This window comes from Sporosarcina sp. P37, from assembly GCF_002109365.1.
Classification (GTDB): Bacteria; Bacillota; Bacilli; order Bacillales_A; family Planococcaceae; genus Sporosarcina.
Genome location: NZ_CP015349.1, coordinates 1,458,418 through 1,470,958, shown reverse-complemented (window position 1 = coordinate 1,470,958; position 12,541 = coordinate 1,458,418). Strand labels below are relative to the sequence as shown.

At 46.2% G+C, this 12,541-nt stretch carries 12 protein-coding genes; 5 read left to right on the top strand and 7 right to left on the bottom strand.

What is annotated here, in order from left to right:
• The first annotated feature begins 36 nt into the window (after positions 1-36).
• Positions 37-957, top strand: coding sequence for a M15 family metallopeptidase (locus SporoP37_RS07630; RefSeq protein ID WP_085430658.1), 921 nt, complete (start codon positions 37-39; stop codon positions 955-957).
• A 49-nt stretch (positions 958-1,006) separates the two neighbouring features.
• Here SporoP37_RS07630 and cls read toward each other — a convergent pair whose 3' ends face one another.
• From cls to SporoP37_RS07605, 5 genes are all read right to left on the bottom strand, one after another.
• Entirely contained in the window at positions 1,007-2,458 is a 1,452-nt protein-coding gene (gene cls / locus SporoP37_RS07625; RefSeq protein WP_081243094.1) for a cardiolipin synthase, read from the bottom strand.
• Positions 2,459-2,554: 96 nt separating this feature from the next.
• Positions 2,555-3,730, bottom strand: coding sequence for an MFS transporter (locus SporoP37_RS07620; protein ID WP_085430657.1), 1,176 nt, complete (start codon positions 3,728-3,730; stop codon positions 2,555-2,557).
• A gap of 117 nt (positions 3,731-3,847) precedes the next feature.
• Complete coding sequence (locus SporoP37_RS07615; RefSeq protein ID WP_085430656.1) at positions 3,848-6,247, bottom strand: heavy metal translocating P-type ATPase; 2,400 nt, start codon at positions 6,245-6,247, stop codon at positions 3,848-3,850.
• 20 nt (positions 6,248-6,267) lie between these two features.
• Complete coding sequence (gene copZ / locus SporoP37_RS07610; protein WP_085430655.1) at positions 6,268-6,477, bottom strand: copper chaperone CopZ; 210 nt, start codon at positions 6,475-6,477, stop codon at positions 6,268-6,270.
• A 12-nt stretch (positions 6,478-6,489) separates the two neighbouring features.
• Positions 6,490-6,783 carry a metal-sensing transcriptional repressor gene (locus SporoP37_RS07605; protein ID WP_081244791.1) on the bottom strand — a complete coding sequence of 98 codons (294 nt, stop codon included), beginning with the start codon at positions 6,781-6,783 and terminating at the stop codon, positions 6,490-6,492.
• A 227-nt stretch (positions 6,784-7,010) separates the two neighbouring features.
• On the opposite strand from SporoP37_RS07605, the gene SporoP37_RS16915 reads away from it, so the two are divergent.
• The gene (locus tag SporoP37_RS16915) at positions 7,011-7,199 is read left to right on the top strand and encodes an Lmo0850 family protein (RefSeq protein ID WP_157118624.1); all 189 of its coding nucleotides are present in this window, start codon (positions 7,011-7,013) and stop codon (positions 7,197-7,199) included.
• Positions 7,200-7,266: 67 nt separating this feature from the next.
• On the opposite strand, the gene SporoP37_RS07600 is transcribed toward SporoP37_RS16915, so the two are convergent.
• Both SporoP37_RS07600 and SporoP37_RS07595 read right to left on the bottom strand, forming a co-directional pair.
• A complete protein-coding gene (locus tag SporoP37_RS07600) occupies positions 7,267-7,611 on the bottom strand; it encodes a zinc ribbon domain-containing protein YjdM (RefSeq protein WP_081243090.1) in 345 nt (114 codons plus the stop codon).
• Between the two features lie 68 nt (positions 7,612-7,679).
• Complete coding sequence (locus SporoP37_RS07595) at positions 7,680-8,870, bottom strand: FtsW/RodA/SpoVE family cell cycle protein (RefSeq protein WP_231293317.1); 1,191 nt, start codon at positions 8,868-8,870, stop codon at positions 7,680-7,682.
• Positions 8,871-9,087: 217 nt separating this feature from the next.
• On the opposite strand from SporoP37_RS07595, the gene SporoP37_RS07590 reads away from it, so the two are divergent.
• The 3 genes from SporoP37_RS07590 to SporoP37_RS07580 are packed head-to-tail and all read left to right on the top strand — an operon-like array spanning position 9,088 to position 12,223.
• The gene (locus tag SporoP37_RS07590; protein WP_085430654.1) at positions 9,088-10,149 is read left to right on the top strand and encodes a D-alanine--D-alanine ligase; all 1,062 of its coding nucleotides are present in this window, start codon (positions 9,088-9,090) and stop codon (positions 10,147-10,149) included.
• Between the two features lie 14 nt (positions 10,150-10,163).
• Positions 10,164-11,534: a UDP-N-acetylmuramoyl-tripeptide--D-alanyl-D-alanine ligase gene (locus SporoP37_RS07585; RefSeq protein WP_085430653.1), complete on the top strand. Its 1,371-nt coding sequence runs from the start codon at positions 10,164-10,166 to the stop codon at positions 11,532-11,534.
• Entirely contained in the window at positions 11,531-12,223 is a 693-nt protein-coding gene (locus SporoP37_RS07580; protein ID WP_085430652.1) for an alpha/beta hydrolase, read from the top strand. The genes SporoP37_RS07585 and SporoP37_RS07580 overlap by 4 nt, the downstream gene beginning before the upstream one ends.
• Positions 12,224-12,541 lie beyond the last annotated feature (318 nt).

Below are 12,541 nucleotides of genomic sequence, written 5' to 3'. Positions count from 1 at the left end.
CGTGGTAAGTGATACAGAAAGAAAGCAGGGTATATCATGAGAAGCAAGAAAGAAAAATTGGCTGACAGGAAGCGCAAAAGGAAATATAAATGGATAGATGGAATAGTTGTACTGATTTTTATCCTGCTTGCAGGAATCATAATTTGGCTCGGTACAAATGGCTGGAGTATGAGCAAGGCTATTAACAGTTTGCAAAACGGGCAGGAGCCCCCTGTGGAATTTCAAGAAATCGAATCCGCCTCAGAACGGGGACGCGAAGACGAAGTGGATGATCCGGAAGGCGTATCAGAAGAAGGGGAAAAACCTGAAGAAATACCGCTTCGAAAGATAGAGGATGCACCGATCATCGAGAAATCACAGGAAAAAGCAGAGGAAGCCGCACCAGAGAAGCCATCCAGCGCTATCGATTATATAAAGGGACAGCAATTGCCTAAAGAGCCGAAGTACGTGGACGGTGTATTGCTTGCGAACAAACAATATCCTTTGCCGAGAGACTATGCTCCCGGTGAAAGCGAGGAAGCAAGAGAAGCGTATAATGAAATGGAAGCGGCTGCCGTGACATCTGGCATTAATCTGCATGCGTTCAGTACGTACCGTTCTTATGAGTATCAAGTGACGCTGTACAATCGATACGTAGAAAGAGACGGACAGGAAGCAGCCGACCGTTACAGTGCGCGTCCGGGCTATTCAGAGCATCAGACAGGACTGGCTTTTGATATCGGTGAAGTCAATCATGAAAGGCACTGGGCATCCAATTCATTCGGAGATACTGAAGCCGCTAAATGGCTGGCAGCAAATGCGCATAAGTACGGTTTTATTCTTCGCTATCCTGAAGGCAAGGAAGAGGTTACCGGATATATGCATGAATCTTGGCATTACCGGTATGTCGGCAAAAAAAGGGCCGCACAAATATTCAAACACAATATTACGTTGGAAGAGTACCTCGGTGTACAATAAAAACAGCCGGCAGAGAACATTTGATATGTCCTCTGCCGGCTGTTTTCTTTTACAGAATAGGGGATAGTAACCGGGAAATCGATTCTTTTATTTTAATCAGCCGCTCACGTTCCAAATAATCATTCAATGTCAATTCAGTTGAATTTTGAATATCTTCCTCGAATATCTCTGCCAGTTCATGTGATTTATCACGATCGTAGATAAAGGCATTCACTTCGAAATTCAGGCGGAAACTGCGGACGTCTATATTCGCCGTTCCGACAGATGCCACGCGATCATCTACAACAATTTGCTTGGAGTGAATAAACCCGTTTTCATAAATATATACACGTGCTCCGGCTTTCAATAATAGACCGATGTTGGAATAAGTCGCCCAGTAGACGAACATGTGGTCCGGTTTATTCGGAATCATAATGCTGACATCCACTCCGGATAAACAGGCAATACGCAAAGCGTCAAGCATGCTCGTATCCGGTATAAAATAAGGGGTTTGAATGTAAATATACTCTTTCGCCAGGAAAATCATTTTCAAATAACCGTCTTTAATATCTTCCCACTCAGAATCCGGTCCGCTGGAAACAATCTGCATACCGACATCCCCTTTACGCGGAATCGCGGGGAAGAACCGTTCGTTATACTGGATATTCGTTTTGGGAGATGCCTGATTCCAATCCAAGATGAACCGTGTCTGCAAAGGGTGCACGGCACTTCCTTCTATCCGCAGATGAGTATCGCGCCAATAGCCGAATTTTTTACTGAGACCTAAATATTCATCACCGACGTTAAAGCCCCCGATATAACCGATTCGGCCATCGACAATAACGATCTTCCGGTGATTCCGGTAATTCAGCCGGGGATTGATAAGGGGCAAGACGGCGGGAAAGAATGCCGCCACTTCACCGCCGCTCTCTGTCAGCTCACGGAAATGTTTTATGCGCAAGCCGCGGGAGCCAATATCGTCAAACAACATACGCACCTTTACTCCGGCTTTTGCTTTACGGATCAAAATTTCTTCGATTTGCTTACCTATCCCGTCCAGCCGGAAAATATAATATTGAATATGGATATGATCCCTTGCTTGTTCCAAGTCCTCAAGCAGCGAATCGAACTTTTCCCGTCCGTCTGTATACACTTGCACGTCATTATCCTGCGTCAAGACAGAGTGATTATTGCGCAAATGCAAATAAATCATATCGTAATATTCTTCTGTATCCGTCTTCAAAAACTCGAACGTCTCGTTCTCTATTGCCTCCAGCTGATAATGAATCAGCTTTTCAATACCGATTTTATTCCTGCCTTCCCAGCGGAATAAATGTTTTTGCCGCAGTTGCCGGCCCAGCAACAAATACACAATGAAGCCGAATATTGGAACAAAAAACAATACAAGTAGCCACGCCCACGTACTGGTGGGATCACGGCGTTCCAAAAAAATCAAGGCTATCGCCAAAAATATGTTAATAATTAACGTACTGGTGATGATTAAGCTGATCACTTGCGTCATATGCTGCCTCCCGTACAATATACTATTCCTCTAGTATAGCGGAGTTGCGGAAAAATAACAGATTCAACCAGGCGAACTGAATACCGTGCATCAGTATTAAGCGGCGGAATCAGCAGCAGTTCTTAATGAACGTGTGGAATTACGGAAAATAAATACAAGTGCGATAGACAAAATCGCTAATACGGCGGAGATATAATACATATTGCCTGCCTGCATGGTGAAGATCCAGGTAAACAGCAAAGGCCCGATAATCCGCCCCATATTATCCATGGAATAAGACAGACCGGCTGCGGTACCGTACATTCCGCCCGCTTCTTTCGTCGTAAGTGAAACCAAAACCGTCCGGACAAGCGCATTTCCTGCAGTAAAGACGCTCATCGCAAAACCGGCCCACAATAGATTCATGGAAAAGGGGATCAGTACAAGTCCGATTGCCGTTACGATTTGTGCAGCAATAATCCAAGAAGTTTCGGTGCCGTTTTTTACACGCCGCACCACACCGCCTTGAATAGCGGCATCGACCAGTCCGCTCGCCATGAACAAATAGCCGAGCTGCAAAGGCGTGATATGGATTTTATCAATTTGAAACAACTGGAAAGTAGACTCCACACCCGCCAGCAGAAATGTAATCATAAATGACGTGATGAATAAATAACGGATTCGATACGTCCATAGCACAGATGCACCTTTAGGGATGATGGCGCGCTTATTCGCTTCACTGTGCCGGCTGGGTTCCTTCAAAATGATCAGCGCATAGACTGTCAATAATAACGTCAATGTGCCCGAAGCGATAAATGGCACCTGTAAATGGATGTCTCCGAGTACGCCGCCTATTGCAGGTCCGAAAATAAAGCCGAGACCGATTGACATCCCGAGGAGCCCCATATATTTATTGCGGTTTTCTTCAGTTGTTAAATCCGCAACAAAACCCGTCACTGCTGTATACAGGGCGCCCGAGAAAATTCCGCCTACGATGCGTGATACATACAAAAGCACCAGATGATGCATGAACGCGGCGAAGAGGAAGAAGCTGACACTGAAACCGAGCAAGCCGATCATAATCAGCTTTTTTCTGCCAGTGCGGTCAGACAGCGCGCCCCATAAAGGTGCAGTGAAGAAAGAAGACAGCGCATAAATCGTCAGTAAGCCGCCGACATGCACTTCTGAATAGCCCTCTGCCAAAATGACTTCAGGCAAAATAGGAATGATGATGCCAAATCCTAAATAAACAAAAAATTGAACTGACATCAGTAGTAAGATTGTTTTCTTCATATGTAACCTGCTTTCTGAATGAATAGTTTCATTCATATCGTACGATGAATAGATAATGCATTCAAGTGTCTGTAAAGCAAAAGCCCGCATCCGCGGGCGGAAGCGAGCTTTCCATAATTAATGCAGTTTCACGCGCTGTAAACGTAAAGCGTTCAGGACGACAGAAACCGAGCTGAATGCCATAGCAGCACCTGCTAACCATGGTGCCAGTAAACCTGCGGCTGCGATGGGAATACCGATCGAATTATAGGCCAGTGCCCAGAATAAGTTTTGTTTAATATTCCGGACGGTCAATTCACTCATTTTCACTGTATCAACCACACGCAGCAGGTCACCATGCATCAGTGTCACGTCTGCTGCCTCCATTGCGACGGCCGTACCCGTTCCCATCGCCATTCCGATATCTGCAACAGCAAGGGCAGGTGCATCGTTAATTCCGTCACCAACCATGGCGACGCGTTTTCCTTCGTCTTGCAGTGAGCGGATTACTTCTGCTTTACGATCCGGCAGCACGCCTGCGATCACATGGTCGATGCCGGCAGTATCGGCGATGGCTTGTGCCGTCATTTGCTGGTCACCTGTCAGCATGATCGCGTCCAGGTTCATAGCGCGCAATTCGGAAATCGCCTGTTTGGACGTGTCTTTAATAGTATCTGCGACCGCAATAACTGCCTCATGCACACCATCAACTGCCATAAACATTACCGTTTTCCCTTGTCCTTCCATTTGGTCAACAGAAGCAATCTGCGGGTCAAACGTGACGTCGTACTGAGAAAGCAGTTTCTTCGTTCCGAGTAAAATTACTTTTCCTTCAACTTCTGTTTTAATTCCATAACCGGGAATTGCCTCGAATGCATCGACAGCCGGCAATGAAGAAAGCTGATCGACCCCGTACGCTGTGATGGCTTTTGCGACAGGGTGCTCTGAGTCACTTTCTGACGCGGCGGCAAGTGCCAGCAATGAATCACGGGAATCTTTCGTGCGTACATGGAAATCTGTTAATTCCGGAAGCCCTTTCGTGATGGTGCCGGTTTTATCAAAAACGATTGTATTGATAGAACGCGTCTGCTCCATCGCTTCAGCCGTTTTGAATAATACGCCTTCTTCTGCAGCACGTCCTGACCCAGCCATGATGGAAGTAGGGGTGGCAAGACCGAGTGCGCATGGACAGGCAATAACCAATACCGCAATCATACTGGTGAGAGCTGCGGCAAAATCACCTGGTGAAACTGCGAAATACCATACAAGGAATGTGAGGACTGAAATCCCTACCACGATTGGCACGAATACACCGGAAATTTGGTCAGCCAGCCGTTGAATCGGCGCTTTTGATCCCTGTGCTTCTTCCACAACGCGAATGATAGTAGATAACATCGTATCTTTTCCTACATTCGACGCTTCCACCCGCAATGAACCGTTGGCATTTACAGTAGCAGCAAATACTTCATCTCCGCCTTGTTTGTCGACAGGCAGACTTTCACCGGTCAGCATCGACTCATCCACGGCGGAAGATCCAGACAGAACGATTCCGTCGACAGGGATGGAAGAGCCCGGACGAATGACTAGAATATCCCCATGCACTACTTCGTGAATCGGAATTTCGGCTATTTCTCCCCCGCGTTCCACAACCGCTGTTTGCGGCTGCAGTCTCATCAGTTTTTGAATAGCTTCTGAAGAACGCCCTTTGGCACGCGCTTCAAATAATTTTCCTAATAAAATTAAAGTGATCAAGACCGCGCTTGTTTCAAAATACAGTCCGTGCACTGAACCGATCAGAACCAGATAGACCGAATAGAAATAGGCAGCAGACGTCCCAAGCGCAACGAGCACATCCATATTGGCGCTGCCATTGCGCAATGCGGAGTACGCGCCTTTATAAAACGTTGCCCCAATCCAGAATTGCACGGGTGTTGCCAATACCCATTGGAAATAGGGATTCATAAAGATATTCGGCACATACATCCAGGAAGTGAATGAGAAGTGCGCGAACATCGTCCACAGCAGCGGAAGGGAAAGGATGGCGGAAATGATCAGCTTACGCGTCTTTTCCTGAATTTCTTTTTGGCGGTGGTCGGTCTGATCCGCCGACTCTTCGGTACGGGGAACAGCTTCATAGCCAACCTTTTTGATTTTCTGCAAAATATCTGCCAGCTCTAAGGCGGCGGGATCGTAAACGACATGACCTGTCTCCAGCGCCAAGTTGATTGTGGCGGAATGAATGCCAGGCATGCGCGACAACACCTTTTCAATCCGCGCGGAACAGGCTGCGCATGTCATGCCGCTGATATTCAGGTTCACTTCTTCCATCAATACATCATATCCGAGTTTGCGGATTCGATCTTCTACTTCTGTCAAACCGATTTGGCTCGTATCGAATGTAACTGACGCTTTCTCTGTAGCAAAATTGACATGTGCTGCTGTTACACCTTCAGTTCGCTGAAGGCCTTTTTCAATCCGGTTAGCGCAGGCAGCACACGTCATGCCTGTTATCGTAATATCTCTTTTTTGTTCATTCATGGTGCAAAACACCCCTTTGTTCAGGCTTCGACATCATACCCCTGATCTTCAACAGCTTTTGTCATCTGAGCCACTGTTACAGCAGCATCATCGTACTGTACGGCAACTGTATTTGCTTTTAAATCAACCAATGCACGTTCTACTCCCGGTAATTCAGTCAAAGCTCCTTCGACTGCCTGTACACAGTGATTGCATGTCATGCCTGTAACCTTTAATGTAGTTTCTTTCATTTGTAATTCCTCCTATTTTCTAATTAATTTTGATATGGTTTTGACCAGTTCATCCAGTACTTCTTCATCGCCTTCAGCCAGTCTGTTTTTGACACAGCCTTTTAAATGCCCGTCCAATAAAACATTCGCCACGCTGTTTAATGCGGATTGAGCAGCGGAAAGCTGGGTAATAATATCATCACAGTACACATCCCGTTCTACCATGCTTTTAATGCCGCGGATCTGACCTTCCACGCGGTTCAGCCGATGAATCAAATTCTTTTTGACATCTTCGGGGTGATGACTTTTACGGCAGGAGACTTCCATCTCCTCAATAGAGGGATCGTCAGGAAGTAACGTCAACGGTTTCCACCACCTTTCCTGTAATTTCACTGTAATATACGTATGGGGGGTATGTCAAAGCTTTAGCATTATGTCTAAGAGGTAAAAAACTTGCAAAAAAGGTACAAATGTAACACAAATGAAAGATTAAAAATGCTATCAGAGTGGTATAATAGGGATAACAAGAAATTTTTTGAAAAAACAAGAACTTCATGAGCTATACAAACGTCTATATAACTAAGAAGGTTGAGGTGGAAGAAGTGGCTAAAGAAATGGACTTCAAGAAGATTATTTCCAATTTGGCGAAGCTTGGTGTTTCCGCAAAACTCACAAAATCCAGAAGTGACATGTTGCAGGCACTGACGCCCGCCGTGCAAGCACCGCCAGTACAACCGAATTGAATGTAGTATCATAACGAAAAGCTCACGCCTGAATGAATTCGGGGGTGAGCTTTTTGCTGGTTCAGATTTAGATTTTCTTAACAAACTCCGATTTCAGCTGCATAGCACCAAAACCATCAATTTTACAATCGATATTATGGTCACCGTCGACTAAACGGATACCTTTCACTTTCGTGCCCATTTTTAAAGCGTTTGAGCTTCCTTTAACTTTTAAATCCTTAATCACCGTTACGGAATCGCCGTCCTGCAAAATGTTTCCGTTTACGTCTCTGACCTCAGGCACTCCGGACTGCTCGGATTCCTCCATTGATTCAGCTGTCCACTCATATGCACATTCCGGACAAACGAGAAGGTTTCCATCTTCGTATGTATATTCGGATTGGCATTTTGGACAATTAGGCAAAGTTGACATAAAAAAACCCCCTTTCCTATATAGTCTACACAATTTGTGACTGCGCGGAAAGGGGAAGCGGCGCGCATTTACAGTAAGTCATCATCATCTGCATCGAACAGATACGTTCGCTGATGGAACTTCATACTGAAAATTAGGCCAATCGCCAGCATATTACTGAACAAAGAGCTGCCCCCGTAACTGATGAACGGAAGAGGAATCCCTGTAATTGGCAGCAGCTGGATATTCATGCCGATGTTCTCAAACACATGAAACGTAATCATCGCGATAACGCCTGTACAGACATAGACACTGAACGTGTCATGCAGGGAAAGCGCGACTTTCGTTAAGTGATAAATCAAAATGAAATACAATGTAATGACCACGCAGGCGCCGATAAAGCCGTATTCTTCACCGATGACACTAAAAATAAAATCTGTATGATTTTCTGGAATATAGACAACGCGTTCCATAAACCCTTTGCCTGTCAGTTCCCCCGAACCGATGGCGGTCATTGCTGTAATCAGGTTATACCCTTCATCGGTAGGGTACGAATACGGATCAAGCCAGGAATAAACTCGCTTGAACTGATAAGGTGAAAAACCGAATTTGTCGAGCAGATCCTGTGCGTAGATGGACATCCACAGCAACCCCGCAGCTGAAACTGCCCCCAAAGAAAAGATTGGCACGAGGAGCTTCCATGAAATGCCTGACACGATGACAACGGCAGCAGTAATTGAAATAAATACGAGTGATGTCCCAAGGTCAGGCTGATTCATGATAAAGAATAACGGCACAATCAGCATCAAAGCAATTTTGCCCAGCAGAAGTAAATCCGTTGCGTATGTGCGGTGGAGCGAACGTTCATTATGCGTGCTGACCATTTTGGCCAGACCAAGAATAAAGAAAGTTTTGATGAACTCAGCAGGCTGAATGGTGCCGATCACCGGCAAATGCAGCCAGCGCTTGGCATTATACCGCATTTCTGCAATCTGGCCCGGTCCGCCGGGTGCAAGCATTAAGAATATCAATAGAAGAATGCCGAAACCATAGAAATACCATGCGAACTTTTTATACTGATCAGGTTCAAAATACATGACCATCGCAACGATAAAGGACCCGAGTACATACCATCTGACTTGTTTTAAGACGAAGTTTTGCGTATATTGCTCAGACGTTTGAGCAGATCCAATGACAAAAAAACTAATAATCGCAAAAAGTAAAATGATAAAGGCGAGTGTCCAATCGAATCGTTCACTAAGCCTGTTTGTTTGTTTCAATAGATAACTCACCTTTTCTGGAGCTAGTAATCTCCCACTATAATCACCTATTATATCGCAAAACTTTTTAAGAAGTACACCCATTACTGGACGAGTTTTGAAACAATTGGTTTCTGCCGTAAGTAAAAAGAATGGAGAACGTTGGTTTTTCATTCATGAAATGGCTTCGTTCATGGTAAACTGTATGAATGAAAACTACGGAATGCGAGGAGATTACATGAAAAAACGGTTAGGATTAGTATATGGCGGGAAATCCGCGGAGCATGAAGTATCGCTGTCAACCGCGCGTGCAGTCACACAAGCGCTTGATTTAGATAAATATGAAGTGTTGCCGATCTACATTACGATGCAGGGCGAATGGCTAAAAGGCGAGCCGTTAACCGGACCTGTTGCAGAAATAGAAACATTGCGTCTGAAAAATGAACAGCCGCAGCCGGATCATATCGAAAGCTTTTTACAAGGGGATATGCCTGACGTGATTCTCCCCCTTCTGCATGGAACAAACGGCGAAGACGGAACTGTACAAGGGCTGTTTGAAGTGTTAAATATTCCGTATGCGGGCAATGGCGTCCTTGCTTCATCGGCAGGCATGGACAAAGTAGTGATGAAACAATTATTCGCGCAGGCAGGTTTAGCGCAAGTGGCGTATGTGCACTTCATCCGCAGCGCGTGGAAAGACCATGCAGAGCAGCTGCTGGATCAGGCCGAACAGAAATTATCTTATCCAATGTTCGTCAAACCGGCTAATCTGGGATCGAGCGTCGGTATCAGTAAAGCAGAAGACCGCGCATCTCTTCGGAAGGCTGTCGATTTGGCGTTAAAATTCGACCGCAAAATCATTATCGAACAGGGAATTACTGCCCGTGAAATTGAGATGGCAGTCCTTGGAAATGATCACCCCAAAGTATCAGTTGCAGGTGAAATCCGCCCGGTTGCCGACTTTTATGACTATGAAGCTAAATATCAAGATCAAAGTACAGAGTTATCGATACCTGCAGAAATCCCGGACGCTGTCACAGAGCATATGAAAGATATGGCGATCCGTGCATTTAAAGTGCTCGATTGTGCAGGACTTGTGCGTGCCGACTTTTTCGTCACGGCGGATGACGAGGTATTGATTAATGAAGTAAACACATTGCCTGGCTTTACACCGACGAGTATGTTTCCATTGCTTTGGCAGAAATCCGGTCTGACATATCCCGAACTGATCGATCAGCTGATTGAGCTGGCAGTGGAACGTCACACGGAAAAACAGCAATTACAATATACAATGGACTGAGCGGAGGAAGTAACGTGAAACGAAATCTATCAACGATCCAGCAATGGCTGGAGTCGGAAGGACAGCATATCGCACAGCAGCAAGTGACAGGGGTCTGCATCGATTCCCGGAATGTACAGACAGGAGATCTGTTCATTCCATTTAGAGGAGAACATGTAAATGGCCACCGATTCGTACCAGGCGCAATCGAGCAAGGCGCAGTCGCAGCTCTTTGGCTGAAAGACGAACCAAACCCGCCAGCGGATATTCCTCTGATATTTGTAGACGATGCAGAGCAGGCATTACAGCAAATGGCGCGCAGCTACCGCGCTGAATTGACATGTACGGTCATCGGGGTAACGGGCTCCAACGGCAAAACGTCCACAAAAGATCTTTTGGCAGGCGTCCTGTCACCTTACCGCAATGTGAAGAAAACAGAAGGCAACTTCAACAATGAACTCGGTTTGCCGCTGACCTTGCTGGCGGTCGAAGATGACACGGAAGTAGCGATACTTGAAATGGGAATGAGCGGATTCGGTGAGATCTCTTTCTTGTCTAAGCTTGCTGCACCCCGATTCGCGGTCATTACAAATATTGGGGAAGCCCATATGCAAGATCTGGGTTCCCGTGAAGGGATTGCAAAAGCTAAATTTGAAATTATTGACGGTTTGGCAGATGACGGCATGCTGCTGTATGACGGTGATGAGCCGCTGCTGCAGGAATTGGTGGCGGATCAGCAGCCGCTGCGCAGTGCCTCGTTTGGCTATACACAAGCGGATTTGACAGTACAGCAGATCGAGTCGACAGACAAAGGCAGTGTGTTTACTGTGTCCGGCCGGCTGGAAGGCCAGTATACAATCCCGGTCTACGGTGCCCATCAAGTGAAAAATGCCCTGGCTGCAATCTTAATTGCAAAAGAACTAGGGTTGACGGAACAGCAGATTGAAAAATCACTGGCACAGACGACTTTGACAGATATGCGGATGCAGCCGGTGGAAGGGATCAACGGTTCATTGCTGATTAATGACGCGTATAACGCCGCACCTACTTCCATGCGCGCAGCTTTCCGTTTTATGAAGGACACTTCTGTGAAAGAAAATAAATGGCTCGTCCTTGGCGATATGCTGGAACTTGGTCCGGACGAACAGCGTTATCACGAAGAACTTGCGGAAGACTTGCGGGAAATGGATCTGCAGGGGCTCGCGCTCTTTGGACCCCGGATGAAATGGCTGGCTGACCAGCTGACAGATTATCCCGGAGACGTCATGTGGACTTCGAATGACACGGAATTGCTGGCAGATGCAATAAAACCAAAGTTATCAGAGCAGACAGCGGTGCTATTCAAAGGCTCCAGAGGAATGAAATTGGAACGGATTATTGAAAAGCTCCGCGTGAAGACATCGTGACTACAGGTGTCCTGATTGTTCACGGATTCACGGGCGGACCTTTTGAAGTTGCGCCGCTCAGACTGTTCTTGCGCGAAAACACCAATTGGAAAGTTGTTGTGCCTGTCCTGCCCGGGCACGAACTCGGGCGGGGTATGCAGAAAGGATCGGCGAAATCCTGGATGATGGCGGCGGAACTGGAATTGCAGCGTCTGCGGAAAGAAGTCGACGACGTGATTGTCATCGGTTTTTCAATGGGCGGTCTGATTGCTATGTATTTGTCGCTGCGCTATCCAATCAAAAAGCTTGTTCTGCTGAGTGCAGCGGCGAAGTATATCAGCCCGAGGATTTTATTGGAAGACGTTGGTGTCATGATAAAGTCATCGAGGCGCAAAAATTATCCGCCTGATTCGTTTTACCATTTATACAGCTATAAACTCGCGAATACGCCGGTTCGGGCGGCAGGTGAGTTTTTGCGCATCGTCCGTATGGTGCGCCCTTATCACCGCAAAGTCACAACGCCAGTCTGCATCGTACAGGGAAAGCAGGACGGAATTGTCCCGGCCGTTACGGCGGACACACTGTATGAACAAATTGGCTCACAAGAAAAGCATCTGATTTATTCTGAACACGGCAAACACCATATTTGCTACAGTGACGACCGCCATGTATGGTTTTCGGAAGTCCTGCAGTTTCTGACTGAAGACTGATTAATGGAACTTAAGCGGATTCGTTGCAGTCTTTCGTAAGCCGTGGTAGAATGATGAAAGGAATTGGATACATTTACACGGCACTCTTCCGTTATATTTTACGGAGAGTACTTTTTTTTGAATAAAACGGTGATAATTAGGCAAACTAGCAATGATTTGCTCTTTTCACCGCTCGGCAAGGACCGGGCTTTCCTTGTATGTCACAGGTTTTACATTGTGCTGCATAAAAATCTGGACGCAATTACGATAGGTGTAATTGATATGACCCCTCTGCACCCACAGGAATCCTTCTAGAAGATTCTTTTTTCAGCCCAGAGA

Excerpts from the sequence above, each read along its gene's own strand:
- SporoP37_RS07630 (WP_085430658.1), top strand. The coding sequence starts at position 37 with ATGAGAAGCAAGAAAGAAAAATTGGCTGACAGGAAGCGCAAAAGGAAA.
- cls (WP_081243094.1), bottom strand. The coding sequence starts at position 2,458 with ATGACGCAAGTGATCAGCTTAATCATCACCAGTACGTTAATTATTAAC.
- SporoP37_RS07620 (WP_085430657.1), bottom strand. The coding sequence starts at position 3,730 with ATGAAGAAAACAATCTTACTACTGATGTCAGTTCAATTTTTTGTTTAT.
- SporoP37_RS07615 (WP_085430656.1), bottom strand. The coding sequence starts at position 6,247 with ATGAATGAACAAAAAAGAGATATTACGATAACAGGCATGACGTGTGCT.
- copZ (WP_085430655.1), bottom strand. The coding sequence starts at position 6,477 with ATGAAAGAAACTACATTAAAGGTTACAGGCATGACATGCAATCACTGT.
- SporoP37_RS07605 (WP_081244791.1), bottom strand. The coding sequence starts at position 6,783 with ATGGAAGTCTCCTGCCGTAAAAGTCATCACCCCGAAGATGTCAAAAAG.
- SporoP37_RS16915 (WP_157118624.1), top strand. The coding sequence starts at position 7,011 with ATGAGCTATACAAACGTCTATATAACTAAGAAGGTTGAGGTGGAAGAA.
- SporoP37_RS07600 (WP_081243090.1), bottom strand. The coding sequence starts at position 7,611 with ATGTCAACTTTGCCTAATTGTCCAAAATGCCAATCCGAATATACATAC.
- SporoP37_RS07590 (WP_085430654.1), top strand. The coding sequence starts at position 9,088 with ATGAAAAAACGGTTAGGATTAGTATATGGCGGGAAATCCGCGGAGCAT.